Raw genomic sequence first — 18,004 nt, forward strand, 5'->3', positions numbered from 1 at the left:
GGGCCGAGCCGAGCCGGGCGGGCCGAGCCGAGCCGGGCGGGCCGGGCGGGCCGGGCGGGCCGAGCCGAGCAGCGCGGGCCGTGCGAGCCGAGCCGAGCCGGGCGGGCCGGGCGGGCCGGGCGGGCCGGGCGGGCCGGGCGGGCCGAGCCGAGCAGCGCGGGCCGTGCGAGCCGCGCGGAACGAGCCTGCACGGCAAAGGAACCGGCGTCGATGCAGCTTTCGGTGGGATGATACATGGATGCCAGCCATGACCGGGACCATGGTGTCGAGGATGGTTAATCCGCCGCGACCGAGATGGGGCCGCAGCAGGTGGAAGTGCGGCTACCGAGATGGGACCACGGCCGACGTTGGGCCTTGACGGAATTGGACCATGACGGAGTTGGACCGCGGCCGAGGTTGGAGCCTGTCGGTATCTGGAGCCCGTTGGTGGTTGGCCTGTGAAACAAATCAGCCCGCACCGTTGAGTGCGGGCTGATCACTCTGGTAGTCCCGAAGGGATTCGAACCCTCGCTACCGCCTTGAGAGGGCGGCGTCCTAGGCCGCTAGACGACGGGACCAGAACTTCGCTGCTGAACGCTCAGCGATGACGAAACTCTATCAGCACCGCGGCCAGGGCAAAAATCGGCTACGCCCAGCATGACCCACGTCATGTCCCAGCCCCGCAGCTCACGGACGGCGACTATGTCACCGACGACGAAGCACCCGATCAACAGACGCAGGTGACGCGCTTGACCGATGGACAAGTGCGACGCGCTTGACTGAGAAGCGGAGTCGAGCGGAAGAGACGGGAGACGGACGGCGCGGGCTGCAGGCGACAGGCCGCGGAAGGCGAGCAGCGCGGAAGGCGAGCAGCGCGGAAGGCGAGCAGCACGGAAGGCGAGCAGCACGGAAGGCGAGCAGCGCGGAAGGCGAGCAGCGCGGAAGGCGAGCAGCGCGGAAGGCGAGATAAGGGAGACGGTTTTCCAACTTGAGCAAATGGACGCGCCCGACCGAACGGGCCCGGATGAGGGAAGCCGGCACGCGCGAGTCGGCCGGAGGAAGCCGGCACGCGCGGCGGGTGAGTGCTCGTCGCGAAATCCACAGGCTCCACTGAAAGAAGACAGGCCCCGCTGAAAGAAGAGATGTGGTGGCCGAAAAACGAAGCCTCGCTCCAAGGGACTGGCCCCATCCAAGGGACGGGGCACCGCCCCAAGAAACTGGCCCGCGTAAGGGACGGGCATCGCGTCAAAGAGCGGAAAACCGCACCAGGGAGCGGAAAGCCACGCCAAGGAGTGGGGAGCCACGCCAAGGAGTGGGGAGCCACACCAAGGACCGGGCAACCTCGCCCGCACGGTCCCGGCGGGAGATACAGAAACAGGAACGACTCGCGCGAGCGCGGCAGGAGAAGCGGGAACAGGGACGACCCGCACGGGCGTGGCCGGAGAAGCGGAAACAGGGACGACCCGCACGGGCGTGGCCGGAGAAGCGGGTACAGGAACGGCCCGCGCGGGAGATGCGGAAACAGGAACGGTCGGCGTGGGTGTGGTGGGGGATGTGGGAACAGAAACGGCCCGCACCTTGGAAGGTGCGGGCCGTGACGATCTGGTAGTCCCGAAGGGATTCGAACCCTCGCTACCGCCTTGAGAGGGCGGCGTCCTAGGCCGCTAGACGACGGGACCAGAACGTGCTGTTTTACTGCTACCAGCACTGTCCTCCCGAAGGAGGACTGCGCTGGGGTACCAGGACTCGAACCTAGACTGGCTGAACCAGAATCAGCTGGGCTGCCAATTACCCCATACCCCATTTGGCCCGGCTTGCCGCGCCGAGGAGAACTTTACCCGAGCCCTACCGGACCGCCAAATCGGGTTACCCAAATAGATCAGCGTGACGACGTGCCCACTCGCTGTAGGTCGTCGCCGGGCGCCCGAGCAGGTCGGATACGACCGTCCCGGCGGCTTGGGGGTGGTCGACGAGCTGGGCCAACCCGTCGAGGTACCACTGCCCGTACTCGCCCATCGACGACTCGAACAGTGCGACCGCCTCGGTTCCGGCCACCTCGACGTACCTGAGGTCCCGTCCGAGACCGGCCGCGAGGGCGGCGACCTTCGCGGGGCGGCTGAGCGCTTCGGGACCGGTCAGCTCGAACGAACGGCCGGCGAACTCGTCGGAGAGCAGCACCCGGGCGGCGACGGCGGCGATGTCCTCCTGGGCGACGGGCGCGTTGACGGCTTGCGGGTACGCGTCCCGCACCTCGTCCCCGGCCTTGATCTGCGGTGCCCACAGGGTCGCGTTGGCCATGAACTCCCCCGGCTCCAGATGGGTGAACGGCACCCCGGCGGCCTCCACCGCGTCCTCGACGGCCTGCCAGTGGTCGCCTTTGGCGCCGGCCATGTCGACGACGTGCCGCACCCCGGCGCGGGCGATCAGCGCACAGATCGCGGGCGCGGTGGCCGGGTCGGGCGCCAGGTACACCTTGTCGACGCCGTCGAGCGCGGCGGTGACGGTGCCGGGCCGGCGGAAGGAGCCGCGCACCACGTCGACGCCGTCCGGCAGCGCGGCACGAACGGGGTCGACGGTGAGGGCGCGCACGTCGGCGGCGCCGAGAGCCAGCAGCTCGTCGACGACCATCCGGCCGACGTTCCCGGTGGCGCCGGTGACCAGGATCTTCATTTTCGTACCCCCTACGGAAACTGTTTCCCGTAGGGTATACGGAATCATGGAGAACTACCCCCTGCTCTGGCGCCGCGATGTAGAAAAGACACGGCGAACGGGCCGCCCACCCCGGCTCAGCGTGGACACGGTGCTGGCCGCCGCGATCCGGATCGCCGACGCGGAAGGCCTGGAAGCGGCCTCGATGGCCCGGGTGGCGACGGAGCTGAACGTGGCGACGATGACGCTCTACACCTACGTGCCGTCCCGCGCCGACCTGGTCGCGCTGATGGTCGACGAGGTGCTGCTGGAGCGGGATCTGACCACCACCGGACTGGCGTGGCGGGAGCGGATCGGGCACTTCGCCACCCGTACCCGCGGAATGTTCTTGACCCACCCCTGGCTGACCGAGGTGTCGCTGGTGCGGCCGCCGCTCGGGCCGGGGACGATGGCGGAGCGGGAGTTCCTGATCGCCGCGATGTCCGGGATCGGTCTGCCGGTCAAGGAGGTCAACCGGGCGGCGGTGTCGGTGACGGCGTACGTCTACGCGTTCGCCCGGGAAGCCGGCGAGGATGCCCGGCTGAGCCGGTCGAGCGGCCAGTCGACCGAGTCGTGGTGGCACGAGCGCGGCGACTTCTGGGAGAACTGGTTCGACGTGGCGAAGCATCCGGCGATGACGGCGCTGTGGAACGCCGGCGGCTTCGACGACGAGGGCCAGACCGCTTTCGATTACGGCCTGGCCCTGCTGCTCGAGGGAATCGAGCGATCAGTCGAGTGAGACCACCGGGTTACGCAGCTCGCCGATGCCCTGGATGCTGATCGACACGGTGTCGCCGGGCACGATCTGGCTCACGCCGGCCGGGGTGCCGGTCAGGATGATGTCGCCGGGCAGCAGCGTCATGACGTGCGACACGTACGAGATCAGGGTCGGGATGTCGAAGACCATGTCCTTGGTCCGCCCGAGCTGCCGCATCTCCATCGCGTTGGGGTCACGGCCGACCTCGCAGCGCACCTCGATGTCGCTGACGTCCAGGTCGGTGACGATCCACGGGCCGATCGGGCAGAACGAGTCGAACCCCTTGGCCCGGGTCCACTGCGGGTCCTTCTTCTGCAGGTCACGGGCGGTCACGTCGTTGCCGATGGTGTAGCCGAAGATCGCTTTCTCGGCACCGGCCCGGTCGACGCGGCGGGCGCCGGTGGCGCCGATCACGACGGCCAGCTCGGCCTCCTCGTCGACCCGCTCGGTGACGCTGGGGATGCGGATCGCGTCGTTGGGGCCGATCACCGAGGTGGACGGCTTGATGAAGATCAGCGGCTCTTTGGGGACCTCGTTGCCCAGCTCGGCGGCGTGGTCGGCGTAGTTGCGGCCGACCCCGATCACCTTGCTGGAGAAGATCGGGGCGAGCAGGCGGATGTCGGCGAGCGCCCAGCGCTGGCCGGTGAAACGCACCTCGTTGAAAGGGATGCTGTCGATCTCGGCCACCGTCAGTCCGGTGGCTCCGTCGCCTTCGACGACGCCGAACGACACTCCACCAGGGTGGACAAAACGGGCGAAGCGCACGGGTAATCCCATCTTAGAAACGGTGCGGACTCGCCTCGAATCTACGCCGGTCGCGTCGGAGCGCCGAGTCGCGGGAACGGCTCCAGGGCGAACACCACTTCCACCGGGACCTCGAAGTAGGTGCTGATCCGCAGAGCCAGGTGCAGGCTCGGGCTGAACTCGCCACGCTCCAGGTAGCCCACCGTCTGGTAATGCACCCCGAGCGCGTCGGCCAGCTGCCGTCGCGAGATGCCGCGCTCGGCGCGCAGCATCGCGATCCGGTTGTAGGTGATCTCGCTAGCCACCAGGCTCCTTCAGATGGTCCGTGCCAGCGCCCGCTCACGACGAGCCGCCACCAGCGAACCGGATTCCCGCCGCGCCATCCGCCGCAGGACCCCCGGAGCCAGCACCAGCCCGGCGACCGCCCAGAGAGAGAGCACCAGGACCGCCCGCCAGAGCTGCCCCGGCTCATCAGAGAGGAACGCGGATCGCAGGCCCAACCCTAGCCAGTACATCGGGAACGTCTGCCCGACACCCTGCAGCCACCCGGGCAGCGCGCTGATCGGGTAGAAGATGCCGGAGATCCCGGTGATCGTCAGGGTCGGCATCATCAGCAGAGCGGCGGCCCGGACGCTCTCGAAGAACGAGCCGAGCACCGCACCGAGTGGCATCAGGGCGAGCAACCCCAACGGCGCCAGCCAGAGCAGGGTCACCGCGGTGAAAACGTCGAACCGCAGCCCGTCGACCAGGAACGCGCCCGGGATCAGCGCCACCGCACAGGTGAACACACTCGTCCCGGCGACCAGGACGATCCGGCCGATCAGATAACCGACCATCCCGTTCGGGACGGCCTTGGCCCGGAGCAGCGTGCCGTCCTCCCGGTCCATCGCCAGGTACTGCGCCATCCCCAGCAGGGATCCGATCACCAGCAGCATCGCCATCGAGCTGACCAGCGAGTAGGCGCCGAGCGACAGGTCCGAGCCGGGCACCTTCTCGTCCCGGATCAGGAACAGGAGGGCGACCAGCAGGACCGGGGAGAACGCGTACCCGATCAGATCGCTGGGGGTGGTCATGGTCTGCCGCATCTCGATCAGGCCCCGCGACACCCCGATCCTGATCAACCGCCCGCTCATCGTGCCCCCTCCGCATCCCGGACCAGTCGCATGTACGTCTCCTCCAGGCTCGCCCGGCGCACCTCCAGGTCGCCGATCGCCTCACCGTGCTGGCGGAACAGATCGCGCACGAACCCGGTGGCGTCGGCCGCCGAGTGCACGAACCTCTCGCCGTCCCGGCTCCAGCGCACCTCGGACTCCCCGGCCACCTGCCGGGACAACTCGTCCGCCGATCCGCTCGCCACGATCCGGCCGGTGGCCAGGATCAGGATGCGGTCGGCGAGTTTCTCCGCCTCGTCCAGATCGTGTGTGGTCAGCAACACAGCGGTCGAGTCCACATCGGTGAGCCGGTGGATCAGATCATGGAAGTCACGCCGCGCCTCCGGGTCGAACCCGACCGTCGGCTCGTCAAGGAAGAGCAGGTCAGGACGCCCGACGATGCCGATCGCCACGTCCAGCCGGCGGCGCTGGCCACCGGAGAGCCTGGCGATCACGGTGCCCGCCGACGCGGTGAGCCCGACCAGGTCGAGCAGTTCCGCCACCGGCCACGGCTCGTCGTAGTACGACCCGAGGTGCCGCAGCAGCTCACCGACCCGCCATTTGCCGTGGTCACGCCACGACTGCAGGACCACTCCGAGCCGGGAGCGCCAGTGCTCGTCCCCGGACGCCGGATCCACCCCGAGCACCCGGACGTGGCCACCGGACCGGAGCCGGAACCCCTCCAGGATCTCGATCGTGGTGCTCTTGCCCGCTCCGTTGGGCCCGAGCAGGGCCACCACCTCGCCGGCCGAGGCCGTGAAGTCGACTCCGGACAGCACTTCCTTGTCGCCATAACGCATCCGAAGGTCGCGAACCTCGATGACCGTGTCCGCCCCCGGCGTGTCGGCCGCGGCTCCCGCGGCCAAAACCGATCCCGTCATGTCGCGGACACTATCAAGAACGTAGTACATGTACTACACATCAACGCACATCTTTAATGCCAACCGTGGTGGCGGAACTCATTCGCGCCAAACGGTGATCGTGTTGATCGCTTTGGCTAGATACATTGGTGCGATGGGGATCAAGCAGGTGAGGGCACTCACCACCACGCTGCCCTCGGTCACCTGGATTCCTCTCGCCCGGGCGCACGCCGAGCGCGCCGACCAGATGACCGCGGGCCACCGCGCCCGTCGCTCGACGGGTGAGAAACACGCCATCGAGGATTTCCTCTACGACTACTACGGGACCAGGCCGGCTCTGATGCGCCGCTGGCATCCCGGCGTCGGCGCGGGCCTGTCCCCGGCCCCCGACGGCCTCGCCGAGCACGCCGGGTGGAAGTTCTATCTGAGCTACCCGGACGGCATCGTCACCCTCGACCAGGACGCGTTCATGCACGCCCGGGCCGAGAGTGTGCGCTACATCCACGGCCTGCTCACCGCCACCGCGTCCCGCCCGGTCTTCTCCGGCTGCTTCGGCCTGCACGAGTGGGCGATGGTCTACCGCGACTCGGCGCACCGCCACGAGCTGCCGCTGCGTCTCGGCCAGGCCGGCACCAACGAGGTGGTCGAGCAGCACACCATCCGCTGCACGCACTTCGACGCCTTCCGCTTCTTCACTCCCGAGGCGGTCGGGCTCAACCGGCTCCAGCCGACCCGGGCCACCCAGATCGACCTGGACCAGCCCGGTTGCCTGCACGCCGCGATGGATGTGCACAAGTGGGCGCAGAAACTCGGTCCCGCGGTGCCCGGCGCGCTGGCGCTGGACTGCTTCGCCCTGGCCGGCGAGATCCGGCTGCTGGACATGCAGGCCAGCCCCTACGACCTGGCCTCCTACGGGCATCCCCCGGTCAAGATCGAGACCCCGGAGGGCAAGGCGGAGTATGTGGCCCGCCAACGGGAGCTGGCCCGCCGCGCAGCGGGTCTGCGCAGCCGCCTGATCCGCGTCTGCGAGGCGCTGCTCGGCCCGGACGCCGCGGCGCAGAATCGCGAGGCGGTCGCCCCTTTCAATCAGCGCTGACGACAGCGCTGCCCCACCCGGTGATGCGAAACACCCTTCTTCCGGTACGAGTAGACGGCCCCCAGACGCAGCAGCAGGTCCCGTAGCGGCCACGCGAGCGATGCGGCCCGTGCCGGCCGCTGCGCGGCCGCCGGGAGTGGGCGGCCCCTGACCGGCTACCCCGAACCGACCCCGAACCAGCCCCGAACCGGCTGGCCCGGCCGGCTACCCCAGCTGTCTCGGGACCGGCCGCTCGATCGGCTCGCCGGTGGCGGACCAGCTGGCCAGCAGTTTCAGACTGTCCTCGGTGACGCTTCCGGCGGGCGCACTGTAGACACAAAGGAGCAGGCCGCTGTCGTCCGGCAGGAGCATCGTCTCCTGATCGAGTTCCAGGTCACCGACGACCGGGTGGTTGAGGCGCTTGGTGCTCTCCCGGAAGACGTGCACGTCGTGGGCACCCCAGCGCACCCGGAAGTCGTCGCTGCGGGTGGACAGCTCCCCGATCAGGTTCGACAGCTCCCGGTCGTAGGGGTTCCGTCCGGCCTCGACCCGTAACGCCCCCACGGCGAAGCGGGCCATCAGATCCCAGTCGGTGAAGAACCGCCGTGCCGCCGGGTGCAGGAATCCGAAGCGGGCCACGTTCGCCCGGTAGGCCGGCTCGGCGTACATCTCCGCGTAGAGGGCCCGGCCCAGTGGGTTGGCGACCAGCATGTCCAGGCGGTTGTTCATCACGTACGCCGCCATCCCGGGCATGCCCTCGACGATCCGGGCCACGCTCGGGCGGACCTTCAGTCGTCCGGCCCGGGCCCGGGGCGCCGGGCCGGCGGCCCGGGCCAGGTCGTACAGGTACATGCGCTCGGTGGCGTCCAGCCGCAGCGCGCGGGCGAGGGCGTCCAGCACGCTGTCCGAGACCCCGTGCAGGTTGCCGCGTTCCAGGCGGGTGTAGTACTCGACGCTCACCCCGGCGAGCGCGGCGACCTCGCCCCGGCGCAGCCCGGACACCTGCCGCCGGCCGTAGACCGGCAGGCCCACCTGCTCGGGGGTGATCCGGCCGCGCCGGGAACGGAGGAAGTCGCTTGCCGCGTCCCGGTTTTCCATGATCACAGGGTAGGTGCGGGTGACGCCGGCGGAGAGTCCCTGCCAGTACCCCCCGCAGCAGGGACTCCCCGGTCAGCGCCGGCTGCCGTTGCATGGTGCCGGTCCCGATCACCGGGGCCCTGAACGAAAGGCACACGAGATGAGCAACCGGACCGAGAGCGCCGCGGACGTCGTACGGGCGCTGTACGACGCGCTGGGTAGGGGGGACGTTCCGGGTCTGCTGGCCCGGCTCGACCCGGACGTGATCGTCGACGAGCCGGCCCGGCTCCCGTACGGCGGCGTGCACCGGGGCCGGGACGTGTTCGTGCAGTCGATCCTGGGCGCGATGATGGGTTACGCCGAGGTCGCGATCACCGCCGCCGAGGTGTACGAGGGCCCGGCCGGTGTCGTCGGCACGCTCACCGGGGAACTCGTCGCGCACACCACCGGCGAGCGGTTCCCGCTGGTCATGGTCGAGATCCACCGGGTCGCGGGCGGCGTGGTCCGGGAGATCGACGTCTACACGAAGAATCCCGATGAACTCGCCGCGTTCTACGCACGCTCGGCGGCGGGCACTGTCTGACCGCGACCACCGCATCCGGCCCGGCGGTCGCCGGGCCGGCCTGGAGCGACGCCCACCTCGCGTGACGGGACAGCGCGGGCCGGTGCGTCTGTGGAGCCCACGTCCGTACCAGAAGAGGGGTTTAGGCTTTTTCAGTCAGCAGGTGGGACCGCATCGAGGCGATCTCGTCGTCGGTGATGCCGATGTCCCTCGCGTAGGCCTCGACCGAACCGTGCAGGGCGCGCAGATCGGCGAGGAACAGCTGCATCGCCTCGGCCGGCGAGTCGAACATGTGCTCGTTGCCCTGGATCGTCTCCGGGTTGGTACGCAGCAGGTACTCGGTGAGCGGCCGCATCGCCTCGGTGGTCAGCGCGTAGTCGGCGGTGATGTCCTCGTCGGAGACGCCGAGCAGCGACAGGGTCAGCGCGCACACCGTGCCGGTCCGATCCTTTCCGGCCATGCAGTGCACGACGACGGGCGCGGCCACCGGGTCGGCGATCAGGCGCAGCGAGGCGGCGATGCCCTCCCGGCCGTCCTCGGCGAAGTTGAGGTAGCGGTCGGCGAGCCAGCGCTCGTGCACCGCGTCGGCCGGGTGTGCGACCTCTTCCCAGTCGACGTGTTTCAGGACCAGGTTGCGGTAGTCGACGCCGTAGTGCTCAGCGACCCGGCCGAACTTCTCCACCTCGGTCTCGCGGCGCAGGTCGATGACCGTGCGGATGCCGAGGGCGGTGAACGCCTCGGCGTCCTGCTCGCGGATCCGGTGCAGGGAGTCGGCCCGGTACAGCCGGCGCCAGCGCACCCGGCGCCCGTCGAGACCGGCATATCCGCCGACGTCGCGGAAGTTGTAGGCCTTGGTGAAGGGAAGATTGCGTGAATACGATTCGGCCACCACGTCCCCCAACCTAACCGGCCCGGACGGTCACCTCACCGGTCGAATTCGTCACTCCTGTCGTCTCAGTAGATGGATTTCCGGCTCCCGGCGGATGGTGGCGTGGCATGCTTCGGGGCGTGACCCACTCCGTGCTGATTATTCGCACCTGGCGCGCCGGCTGACCTCTTCGCCGACGCGCAGACCTCCCGCATCCGCGGGGGGTCTTTTTGTTGTGGTGGGTGATCGATCGAAAGGACTTCCCGGATGAGTTACCAGGTGTTCGACACGACGCTGCGTGACGGTGGGCAGCGCGAGGGAATCAGCTACACGGTCGCCGACAAACTCGCTGTCGCACGCCTGCTGGACGAGTTCGGTGTCGGTTTCATCGAGGGCGGCTGGCCGGGCGCCATGCCCAAGGACACCGAGTTCTTCGAAAGGGCGAAGACCGAGCTCGATCTGCGGCACGCGGTTCTGGTCGCTTTCGGCGCCACCCGGAAAGCCGGTGTGGACGTGGCGGCGGACCCGCAGGTGAAGGCGCTCATCGATGCCGGAACGCCGGTGGTCTGCGTGGTGGCCAAATCCGACGTCCGGCACGTGGAACGGGCTCTGCGGACCACGCCGGAGGAGAACCTGGCGATGGTCCGGGACACCGTGCGGCACCTGGTCGCCAACGGCAAGCGGGCGTTCGTCGACTGTGAGCACTTCTTCGACGGGTTCCGGTTCGATCCCGCGTACACCGCTTCGGTGGTGAAAACCGCGTTCGAGGCCGGCGCCGAGCGGGTGATCATGTGTGACACCAACGGCGGCATGCTCCCGTCGATGATCACCGCGGCGATCACCGACGTCGTCGCCCGGACCGGCGTCACTCCTGACAAAATGGGCATCCACTGCCAGAACGACACCGCCTGCGCCGTCGCGAACACCGTGGCCGCCGTCGAGGCCGGGGTCGAGCACTTCCAGTGCACCGCCAATGGGTACGGCGAACGCCCCGGCAACGCCGACCTGTTCGCCGTCGTCAGCAACCTGCAACTCAAGCTCGGGCGGAAAGTCCTACCGGACGGATGCCTGGAGAAGGCGACCCGGATCTCCTCCGCGCTCGCCGAGATCGCCAACATCGCCCCCGACACCCACCAGGCCTACGTCGGGGCCGCCGCATTCGCTCACAAGGCGGGGCTGCACGCGAGCGCGATCAAAGTGGATCCGCTGCTCTACAACCACGTCGACCCGTCGGTGGTGGGCAACGACATGCGGATCCTGGTAACCGAGATGGCCGGCCGGGCCAGCATCGAGCTCAAGAGCCGTGAGCTCGGACTGGACCTGGCCGGCCACCCGGACACCCTCACCACCGTCACCCGCAAGGTCAAGGAACTGGAGGCGACCGGGTACTCGTTCGAGGCCGCCGACGCCTCGTTCGAACTGCTCGTCCGCAGTGAGCTGCCCGGCGCCGATCTGGCCCGGCCGTTCACCCTGGAGTCGTACCGGGTGCTCGTCGAACACCGCGAGGACGGCACGGTGATCTCCGAGGCCACCGTCAAGGTCCGGGTCCGCGGCGAGCGGGTGATCGCCACCGCCGAGGGCAACGGCCCGGTCAACGCCCTGGACGAGGCGCTGCGCGGCGCCCTGCAGAACCATTACCCGCAGCTCAAGACGTTCGAGCTGACCGACTTCAAGGTGCGGATCCTGGAGGGCAGCCACGGCACCAACGCGATCACCCGGGTGCTGCTGGACACCGGCGACCACAACCGGGACTGGACCACGGTCGGGGTGCACGAGAACATCGTCGAGGCCAGCTGGACGGCGCTGGTGGACTCACTGACCTACGGGTTGGCGCGGACCTCCGCTCCGGCCTGACGCTCCTCCCTTTCTTTCCGGGCGGCGGCCCTGATCAACGCGATCGCCGCCGCCCGGGACATCGGTTCCTGTTCGCCACTCCGGTGGCGGAGCGAGATGTCCCGGGCTCCGATCACCACGATGTAGGGACATTTACGATTTTTCCTTATACGGGAACCCAGCGAGCCGTCGTAGTGGACCTCCACCCGCAGATCCGCCGCCGCTGACGCGAACTCCCGGGCCGCCTCGTCCTGATCCGGGCCGACCGGCAGGATCGCCACCTGGACCGGGGCGTACCAGACCGGGAACGCGCCCTGGTGCACCTCGATCAGGTGACCGAAAAGCCGTTCCATCGAGCCGACCAGGCTGCGGTGCACCATGACCGGTCGGCTCTTCCTCCCGTCGGCGCCAGTGAACTCCAGCTCGAACTGTTCCGGCTGGTGGTAGTCGATCTGGACGGTGGCGAGGGTCCACTCACGGCCGGACGGATCCAGCACCTGCACGTCGATCTTCGGCCCGTAGAAGGCGGCCTCCCCGGCCACCTCCTTCACCCCGGCGGGCAGGGCCGCCCGCAACAGACTCTCCGCCCGAGCCCACGACTCGTCGTCGCCGCCGTACTTCTTCCCGGGACCGCGCAGAGACAGCTGGTAGGAGACGTCACCCATCCCGAGAGCGGCGTGCGCCTGTCGCATCAGAGCCAGCACCCCGGCCACCTCGGCGCTCGCCTGGTCCTCGGCACAGAAGATGTGCGCGTCGTTGAGCTGCATCGACCGCACCCGGGACAGCCCGCCGAGCACCCCGGAACGCTCGGCCCGGAACATCGGGCCCAGCTCGGCGACACGCAACGGCAGCTCCCGGTACGAGCGGCCCCGGGACCGGAAGATCAGCGCGTGATGCGGGCAGAGGCTGGGCCGCAGCACCAGCTCGTCGTCGCCGACCCGCATCGGCGGGAACATGTCGTCGGCAAAATTGCGCCAGTGACCGGACAGCTCGTACATCCGGCGCTTGCCCAGCGCCGGGGAGTAGACGTGCCGGTAACCGGCGCGGCGCTCCAGCTCGTACAGATAGGACTCGACCTCGTGCCGGGCGGCGGCACCGGCCGGCAGCCAGAACGGCAGGCCGGCGCCGATCAGCGGGTCGGAGCCGAACAGGTCCAGCTCACGACCGAGCCTGCGGTGATCATGCATGGTGGGTCTCCTTCTCGGGGACCCCGGACGACAAAGCCCCGGGCATGTCGCCCGGGGCCGTCAGCTCGATGGTGACTAACGCCGGGGTCTGTCCGGCGTGGTCGTCATCGAGCGAGGCATCATGCCCACGATGCTAGGCAGCCGCCTCCCGGGCAGCCAGCCATTTATCGCTCAGCAGCTGGTAGAGGTAGTGGTCCTGCCACTTCCCGGCGATCCGCAGATAACCCGGGGCCATCCCGAAACGCTCGAAACCATGACGTTCCAGAACCTTCTGCGACGGTACGTTGTGCAGCAGCGTGCCCGCCTCCACGCGGTGCAGGCCGTAGGTCGTGAAAGCGGCCTCCAGCACCGCCCCCACCGCGGCACTGGCCACGCCCCGCCCGGCCACGTCGGCCGCCACCCAGTAACCGAGGCTGGACGACTGGAACGCGCCGTGCACCACGTTGTTCAGGTTCACCCGGCCGACGATCCGGCCGTCCTCGACGATCGCGTGCGGCAGGCTCGTCCCGGTGCGCAGCACGTCCGAGATCAGCCGCCACTGGCCGTCGGTGGTGTAGTAGCTCTCGTCCCGCACCGGATCCCACGGCGCCAGATGCTCCCGGTTGGCGGCGATCAGGGCGGCGATCTCGGCCGCGTCCGCCGGGCTGATCAGCCGGATCCCGATCATGCGGCCGGCACCGTCAACTCGGCGACGAGGGCGTGATGGTCGGAGTCCTGAAGAACGAGCACGTAAAGATCCTTCACCCCGATGCGCTCGTCGGCAAGCACGTGATCGATGGTCACCGGCGGGATCGGATCACCGTCGTACGGTCCCCAGGTTCCGATCCAGCCCTTGCCGACCGCGGCGGCGGCATCCCGGTAACCGGTGGCGATCACATCCCGTAACTGCTTGTGATCGAGCGTAGCGTTGAAGTCACCCATCAGGATCTTCGGGATCCCACCGGCGGCCGGCACCTGCTCCCGCAGATCCGTCGACCAGCCGGACACCACGTCCATGCTGTGCGGGGCCAGCGGATGCACCGACTCGATGTAGACCGCCCCCGCCCCCGGCACCTGCACCGTCGCGTGCGCCTGCTGGAACCCGCCGTCGTTACGCCGCGCCGCCTGCTCGGCGAACGGGAACCGCGAGTAGAGGCCGGAACCGCTCGCGCCGAACTCCGGGGCCAGTTGGTGGTACGGCAGCAGCGCCTCCAGGCCTTCGGCCCGCAGAGCCGCCTCCCCGTTCGGCGTGAACTCCTGCACCGCCAGCACGTCCACCCGGTTCTCCCGGACCAGCCGCACCACTTCACTCATCTCGGCCGAACTGAACAGCAGGTTGGCCGTCATCACCCGCAACTCGACGCCGGTGGCCGGCCCCTTGTCCCCGTCCACGACCCCGCGAGGCACCACAGCCATCCCGAACCCGAGGCTGACGAGCGCCGCCACAGCCGCCGCGGCCCAACGCTGGGTGACAAGCGCCAGAAACAGAGGAACCAAGGTCCAAATTGCGACGTACGGCGTGAAGGCCAGCAGTTGAACCGACGGCCCGGCCTCCCACCCGAAGGTGCGCCCCACCAGCCAGACAGCAGCCGGCACCACCGAGAGCCAGAGCAGAACCGTCCAGACAACCCGGCCCCGACGCCGCGGCCGAGCCACCGCAGGCGATTCAGTGATGGTCATGGCGGCGACGTTATCCGCCCGCCGCTACCCCCCGTAGCCGAACGCGTCCCACGTCACATCATCGACCCCCGTCACCCCCGCGCCCGCCCAAAGATCCCCACCCGACCACCGATTCAGGCAAAGACACCACCCGAGTCACCGCCGGCGTCACCTCAGTCCTGCGCGGCATCAAAGCCCCCGCCGACGGCATCCTCGGCGACACCTGGACAAGGCCTGCTGCTGGCGGGGCGAGGCGAGGCGGGACGAGGAGGGGCGAGGCCGGGCGGGGCGAGGCCGGGCGGGGCGGGGCGGGGCGGGGCGAGGCGAGGCGAGGCGGGGCGAGGCGAGGCGGGGGGCGTGAAAGCCGGGCGGCACGGAGCGCGAGGGTGGCTTCGGCCCGGGTAGCGCGTCGTTGGGCTCGCCCGGGCCGATGCCGGCGACCCAGTAGTGGGCCGCGTTCGGGCCGCACGTGCATTCCACCGTCACCGCACGGACCGACCCGTCAAGCATACCGCTAGTTGACCCGTGCGGGCTGGTCTCGCGACAGGGTGTGTGGCAAAACCACACACCCTGTCCGCCGTCGACCGTCAGCCGGCCGGCCACAGCTCACCCAGCGCCGGCCACAGCTCAATCCAACGCCGCCCGGCCACCCCGCGGGGCCACCGCCAGCCGCCCCGCCAGACCAACGCCCGCCACCCCGCGGGACCACCGCCGGCCACCCCGCCAGACCAACGCCGACCGCCCTGCCAGACCAAAACCGGCCAGCTCTCGCCAGACGCGGATCGGTCAGCCGAGCCGCTGGGCGCAGGGTGGCCGGCCGGGTGGTCCGTCCCGGGATCACGAACAGCAGCCCGGCCCGGTGTCAGACGTCGGCGTCGATCAGCTCTCCGAACTCGGCCAGGTCGGTCCGGATCGCCGCGCCGTCGCCCTCCACCACCAGGGTCAGCTTCTCTACCGCCAGGTGCTTGGACGCGGCCTCGGACACCGTCTCGACCGTGGCCTCCAGATACTCCCGGCGCAGCGTCTCGTAGTAGTCGTCGGGCAGGCCGTGCACCACCAGGGTGGCCAGCGCCCCGGCGATCGCCCCCGGCGTCTGCATCTCCACCGACAGCTGACCGGCCCGCCACGAGCGGGCCACCTCCAGCTCCGCCTCGGTGACGCCCTCGGCCTGGGTGCGCTCGATCTCGCCCAGCGTGTCCCGGATCGCCGGTGCGGTCACCGCCGTCTGCACACCGGCCGCCACCTCGAAACGCCCGGACCGGCGGGACATCGCGTACGAACCCCGGATCCCGTACGTGTACCCCTTCACCTCCCGGATCAGGTGATTGAGCCGGGACGTGAACGCCCCGCCCAGCACCGTCGCGGCCAGAGTCATCGGCACGTAGTCGGGGGTGGCCCGCTCCGGCGCCCGGTGCCCGAGCCGCAGCGTCGACTGCACCGAACCGGGCCGGTCCACCAGGATCGTCCGGCGGGCCGGCGGCAGCACCACCCCGAGCGGCCCGCTCGGCTCCAGCAACTCTCCGGAGGTGCCGGCGAACGCGGCCTCGGCCAGCGCGCCCAGATCCAGCGCGTCCAGATCACCGGCGACCAGCAGCACCCCGGGACGCAGCATCCACGACTCGTGGAAGGCGAGCACGTCCTCGACGGTGACCGCGGCCACCGAGGTGGGGTCGCCGTGCAGCGGACGGCTGTAACGCCCGTCGGCGCCGAACAGGTCGGCACGCAGCGTGGCGTCGGCGCGGGGACCGGGCTGGGCCCAGTCCATCCGCAGCGCGGTCACCTCGTCGTCGCGGACCCGGGTGACGTCGGCCGGATCCAGTTTCGGCGTGCGGGTGGCCTCGGCGGCCAGTCGGACAGCGCCGGCCAGCAGCGGCCCGGGCGCGGACACCCCGACCCGGAACGCGTCCCAGTCCACCGACGGGGACAGTTCCGCACCGAGTCCTTCGAGCGCCAGCGCGTACGCCGCTGAGTCCCGCTGTTTGGTTCCCTCCTCCAGCGACTTGGCGAGCACCGTGGCGGTGCCCTCCCGGCCGCCGGTCTCCCGGGACGCGCCCGCGTCCAGCAACAGGACCGCGCTGGCCAGGATCTGCCCGGGCAGGTGGGCGGCGATCACCGTGCCGCCGTGCGCGCTGATCCGGCGGACCTGGGGAAACGCGTAGGGCCGGGCCGCTCCGGGCTCCGGCCGGGTGGTGATCAGACTCATGCGGACTCCCCGGGAAGGTAGGTGAGCGTGACGCGGGACTCGGGGCGCAGCACCTGCCGGGCCGCCTCGGTGACCTCCTCGGAGGTGACCGCCAGCCAGCGCGGCAGCCGGTCGGCGGCGGTGGACGGGTCACCGAACTGGGTGGCGTAACGCCCCAGCAGGTCGGCACGGCCGCCGACCGTGGAGACGCCCCGCCACCACGCGGTGGTCAGCAGAGCCTTGGCCCGGTCCAGTTCCTCGGTGGTCACCGGCTCGTCGACGAGACTCTGCACCACCTCGGCCAGGCCGGCCTCCAGCGTCACGACGTCGACGCCGTCCTTCGCGGTGGCGGTGATGATCAGCGGGGCCGGGGCGTGCGCGAGATCAACCCCGTACGACCCGATGTAGTCGGGCTGGGCGATCCGGGAACCGTCGGCCAGACGCTGGTAGAGGCGGCTGCCGCGGCCGTTGCCGAGAATCGTGGCGAGGACCGTGACGGCGTCGTACCCGGCGGTGCCGAACGGGTACGTCCGGTACGACAGGTAGACACGCGGGGCCGGGACCTTGGCGGTGATCGTCTCCCGGGCCTCCTCGGTCGCCGGATCGGGCAGCGAGCCGTCCGGCGCCGGTGGGATGTCGGGAACCGTGGCGATCGGCCCGAAATACTTCTCGGCCAGCGCGAACACCTCGGCCGCGCGGACGTCGCCGACAACGGTCAGCACCGCGTTGTTCGGCGCATAGTACTGCTGGTGGAAGGCCTTGAACGTGTCCAGCCCGGCCGCGTTCAGATCTTCCATCGACCCGATCGTGGCGTGGTGGTAGGGGTGGCCCTGCGGGTAGAGCAGCGGCAGCAGACGGAGCCAGGCGTCACCGTACGGCACGTTGTCGTAGCGCTGGCGGCGCTCGTTCTTCACCACCTCGCGCTGGTTGTCCAGCGTCTCCTGGGTGAGCGCCGGGACCAGGCCGCCCATCCGGTCCGCCTCCAGCCAGAGGGCGAGCTCCAGATGCTCGGACGGCATCGTCTCGAAGTAGTTCGTCCGGTCCGGGTTGGTCGTCGCGTTCAGTGAGCCGCCGTTGCCCTGCACCAGCTTCATGTGCTCGGTCTTCTTGACGTGCTGTGAGCCCTCGAACATCAGGTGCTCGAAGAGGTGTGCGAACCCGGTCTGGCCCGGGGGCTCGTGCCGGGATCCGACGTCATACCACAGGTTGACGCAGACGACGGGCGCCGTGCGGTCCTCGCTGACGACGACACGGAGACCATTCGTCAGCTGGGCGGTTTCGATGGGCCACGGATAGCCGGTCGTGGCGACCGGTGCGGTTGGTGACGTCACCCGAGCAATCATGCCCTGTCCGGCACGATTCCGGCGCGGCTGCGGCGCTGCCTGTGGATAACCGCGTGGCGT

17 protein-coding genes and 3 tRNA genes are annotated in these 18,004 nt (G+C 69.7%); 4 read left to right on the forward strand and 16 right to left on the reverse strand.

What is annotated here, in order from left to right; genetic code table 11:
• From Aco03nite_RS10895 to Aco03nite_RS10915, 5 genes are all read right to left on the reverse strand, one after another.
• A partial coding sequence (locus Aco03nite_RS10895) for a hypothetical protein (RefSeq protein ID WP_444978834.1) occupies positions 1–236 on the reverse strand: 236 nt, incomplete at its 3' end.
• Between the two features lie 245 nt (positions 237–481).
• A tRNA-Glu gene (locus tag Aco03nite_RS10900) sits at positions 482–557 on the reverse strand.
• Positions 558–1,582: 1,025 nt separating this feature from the next.
• Positions 1,583–1,658, reverse strand: a tRNA-Glu gene (locus Aco03nite_RS10905).
• 52 nt (positions 1,659–1,710) lie between these two features.
• Positions 1,711–1,782, reverse strand: a tRNA-Gln gene (locus tag Aco03nite_RS10910).
• Between the two features lie 63 nt (positions 1,783–1,845).
• Complete coding sequence (locus Aco03nite_RS10915; protein ID WP_203794874.1) at positions 1,846–2,649, reverse strand: NAD(P)H-binding protein; 804 nt, start codon at positions 2,647–2,649, stop codon at positions 1,846–1,848.
• Between the two features lie 46 nt (positions 2,650–2,695).
• On the opposite strand from Aco03nite_RS10915, the gene Aco03nite_RS10920 reads away from it, so the two are divergent.
• Positions 2,696–3,406 carry a TetR/AcrR family transcriptional regulator gene (locus tag Aco03nite_RS10920; RefSeq protein WP_203794876.1) on the forward strand — a complete coding sequence of 237 codons (711 nt, stop codon included), beginning with the start codon at positions 2,696–2,698 and terminating at the stop codon, positions 3,404–3,406.
• On the opposite strand, the gene Aco03nite_RS10925 is transcribed toward Aco03nite_RS10920, so the two are convergent.
• From Aco03nite_RS10925 to Aco03nite_RS10940, 4 genes are read right to left on the reverse strand one after another with little or no spacing between them, the layout of a single operon-like run.
• The gene (locus tag Aco03nite_RS10925) at positions 3,395–4,189 is read right to left on the reverse strand and encodes a fumarylacetoacetate hydrolase family protein (RefSeq protein WP_203794971.1); all 795 of its coding nucleotides are present in this window, start codon (positions 4,187–4,189) and stop codon (positions 3,395–3,397) included. The two genes, Aco03nite_RS10920 and Aco03nite_RS10925, sit on opposite strands and share 12 nt — an antisense overlap.
• 41 nt (positions 4,190–4,230) lie before the next feature.
• Positions 4,231–4,440, reverse strand: a complete 210-nt coding sequence (locus Aco03nite_RS10930) for a helix-turn-helix transcriptional regulator (RefSeq protein WP_203794972.1) — start codon at positions 4,438–4,440, stop codon at positions 4,231–4,233.
• 42 nt (positions 4,441–4,482) lie between these two features.
• Positions 4,483–5,301 carry an ABC transporter permease gene (locus Aco03nite_RS10935; protein ID WP_203794878.1) on the reverse strand — a complete coding sequence of 273 codons (819 nt, stop codon included), beginning with the start codon at positions 5,299–5,301 and terminating at the stop codon, positions 4,483–4,485.
• Positions 5,298–6,200 carry an ABC transporter ATP-binding protein gene (locus Aco03nite_RS10940; protein ID WP_203794880.1) on the reverse strand — a complete coding sequence of 301 codons (903 nt, stop codon included), beginning with the start codon at positions 6,198–6,200 and terminating at the stop codon, positions 5,298–5,300. The genes Aco03nite_RS10935 and Aco03nite_RS10940 overlap by 4 nt, the downstream gene beginning before the upstream one ends.
• A 133-nt stretch (positions 6,201–6,333) precedes the next feature.
• Between Aco03nite_RS10940 and Aco03nite_RS10945 the strand changes: the two genes are divergently transcribed.
• Positions 6,334–7,275 carry a 3-methyladenine DNA glycosylase gene (locus tag Aco03nite_RS10945; protein ID WP_203794882.1) on the forward strand — a complete coding sequence of 314 codons (942 nt, stop codon included), beginning with the start codon at positions 6,334–6,336 and terminating at the stop codon, positions 7,273–7,275.
• 204 nt (positions 7,276–7,479) lie between these two features.
• Here the strand turns inward: Aco03nite_RS10945 and Aco03nite_RS10950 are convergent, their stop codons facing one another.
• Complete coding sequence (locus Aco03nite_RS10950) at positions 7,480–8,352, reverse strand: helix-turn-helix transcriptional regulator (RefSeq protein ID WP_203794884.1); 873 nt, start codon at positions 8,350–8,352, stop codon at positions 7,480–7,482.
• A 139-nt stretch (positions 8,353–8,491) separates the two neighbouring features.
• Here Aco03nite_RS10950 and Aco03nite_RS10955 point away from each other — a divergent pair, with 139 nt between their 5' ends.
• The gene (locus Aco03nite_RS10955; RefSeq protein ID WP_203794886.1) at positions 8,492–8,914 is read left to right on the forward strand and encodes a nuclear transport factor 2 family protein; all 423 of its coding nucleotides are present in this window, start codon (positions 8,492–8,494) and stop codon (positions 8,912–8,914) included.
• A 121-nt stretch (positions 8,915–9,035) separates the two neighbouring features.
• Here Aco03nite_RS10955 and Aco03nite_RS10960 read toward each other — a convergent pair whose 3' ends face one another.
• Positions 9,036–9,785: a tyrosine-protein phosphatase gene (locus tag Aco03nite_RS10960; RefSeq protein ID WP_203794888.1), complete on the reverse strand. Its 750-nt coding sequence runs from the start codon at positions 9,783–9,785 to the stop codon at positions 9,036–9,038.
• A 243-nt stretch (positions 9,786–10,028) separates the two neighbouring features.
• Between Aco03nite_RS10960 and cimA the strand changes: the two genes are divergently transcribed.
• Entirely contained in the window at positions 10,029–11,615 is a 1,587-nt protein-coding gene (cimA, locus tag Aco03nite_RS10965; RefSeq protein WP_203794890.1) for a citramalate synthase, read from the forward strand.
• Here cimA and thrS read toward each other — a convergent pair.
• The 5 genes from thrS to Aco03nite_RS10990 form a co-directional block, all read right to left on the reverse strand.
• Entirely contained in the window at positions 11,582–12,781 is a 1,200-nt protein-coding gene (gene thrS, locus Aco03nite_RS10970) for a threonine--tRNA ligase (RefSeq protein WP_203794892.1), read from the reverse strand. The two genes, cimA and thrS, sit on opposite strands and share 34 nt — an antisense overlap.
• A 133-nt stretch (positions 12,782–12,914) precedes the next feature.
• A complete protein-coding gene (locus Aco03nite_RS10975) occupies positions 12,915–13,448 on the reverse strand; it encodes a GNAT family N-acetyltransferase (RefSeq protein WP_203794893.1) in 534 nt (177 codons plus the stop codon).
• On the reverse strand, positions 13,445–14,440 hold the full coding sequence (locus tag Aco03nite_RS10980) for an endonuclease/exonuclease/phosphatase family protein (RefSeq protein WP_203794895.1): 996 nt from the start codon (positions 14,438–14,440) through the stop codon (positions 13,445–13,447). Before Aco03nite_RS10980 ends, Aco03nite_RS10975 begins: the two co-directional genes overlap by 4 nt.
• 841 nt (positions 14,441–15,281) lie before the next feature.
• Complete coding sequence (locus tag Aco03nite_RS10985) at positions 15,282–16,622, reverse strand: M16 family metallopeptidase (RefSeq protein ID WP_203794897.1); 1,341 nt, start codon at positions 16,620–16,622, stop codon at positions 15,282–15,284.
• Entirely contained in the window at positions 16,619–17,944 is a 1,326-nt protein-coding gene (locus Aco03nite_RS10990) for a M16 family metallopeptidase (protein WP_203794899.1), read from the reverse strand. Before Aco03nite_RS10990 ends, Aco03nite_RS10985 begins: the two co-directional genes overlap by 4 nt.
• Positions 17,945–18,004 lie beyond the last annotated feature (60 nt).

Source organism: Actinoplanes couchii (assembly GCF_016862075.1).
Classification (GTDB): domain Bacteria; phylum Actinomycetota; class Actinomycetes; order Mycobacteriales; family Micromonosporaceae; genus Actinoplanes; species Actinoplanes couchii.

Excerpts from the sequence above, each read along its gene's own strand:
- Aco03nite_RS10915 (WP_203794874.1), bottom strand. The coding sequence starts at position 2,649 with ATGAAGATCCTGGTCACCGGCGCCACCGGGAACGTCGGCCGGATGGTC.
- Aco03nite_RS10920 (WP_203794876.1), top strand. The coding sequence starts at position 2,696 with ATGGAGAACTACCCCCTGCTCTGGCGCCGCGATGTAGAAAAGACACGG.
- Aco03nite_RS10930 (WP_203794972.1), bottom strand. The coding sequence starts at position 4,440 with ATGCTGCGCGCCGAGCGCGGCATCTCGCGACGGCAGCTGGCCGACGCG.
- Aco03nite_RS10935 (WP_203794878.1), bottom strand. The coding sequence starts at position 5,301 with ATGAGCGGGCGGTTGATCAGGATCGGGGTGTCGCGGGGCCTGATCGAG.
- Aco03nite_RS10940 (WP_203794880.1), bottom strand. The coding sequence starts at position 6,200 with ATGACGGGATCGGTTTTGGCCGCGGGAGCCGCGGCCGACACGCCGGGG.
- Aco03nite_RS10945 (WP_203794882.1), top strand. The coding sequence starts at position 6,334 with ATGGGGATCAAGCAGGTGAGGGCACTCACCACCACGCTGCCCTCGGTC.
- Aco03nite_RS10950 (WP_203794884.1), bottom strand. The coding sequence starts at position 8,352 with ATGGAAAACCGGGACGCGGCAAGCGACTTCCTCCGTTCCCGGCGCGGC.
- Aco03nite_RS10955 (WP_203794886.1), top strand. The coding sequence starts at position 8,492 with ATGAGCAACCGGACCGAGAGCGCCGCGGACGTCGTACGGGCGCTGTAC.
- cimA (WP_203794890.1), top strand. The coding sequence starts at position 10,029 with ATGAGTTACCAGGTGTTCGACACGACGCTGCGTGACGGTGGGCAGCGC.
- thrS (WP_203794892.1), bottom strand. The coding sequence starts at position 12,781 with ATGCATGATCACCGCAGGCTCGGTCGTGAGCTGGACCTGTTCGGCTCC.
- Aco03nite_RS10975 (WP_203794893.1), bottom strand. The coding sequence starts at position 13,448 with ATGATCGGGATCCGGCTGATCAGCCCGGCGGACGCGGCCGAGATCGCC.
- Aco03nite_RS10980 (WP_203794895.1), bottom strand. The coding sequence starts at position 14,440 with ATGACCATCACTGAATCGCCTGCGGTGGCTCGGCCGCGGCGTCGGGGC.
- Aco03nite_RS10985 (WP_203794897.1), bottom strand. The coding sequence starts at position 16,622 with ATGAGTCTGATCACCACCCGGCCGGAGCCCGGAGCGGCCCGGCCCTAC.
- Aco03nite_RS10990 (WP_203794899.1), bottom strand. The coding sequence starts at position 17,944 with ATGATTGCTCGGGTGACGTCACCAACCGCACCGGTCGCCACGACCGGC.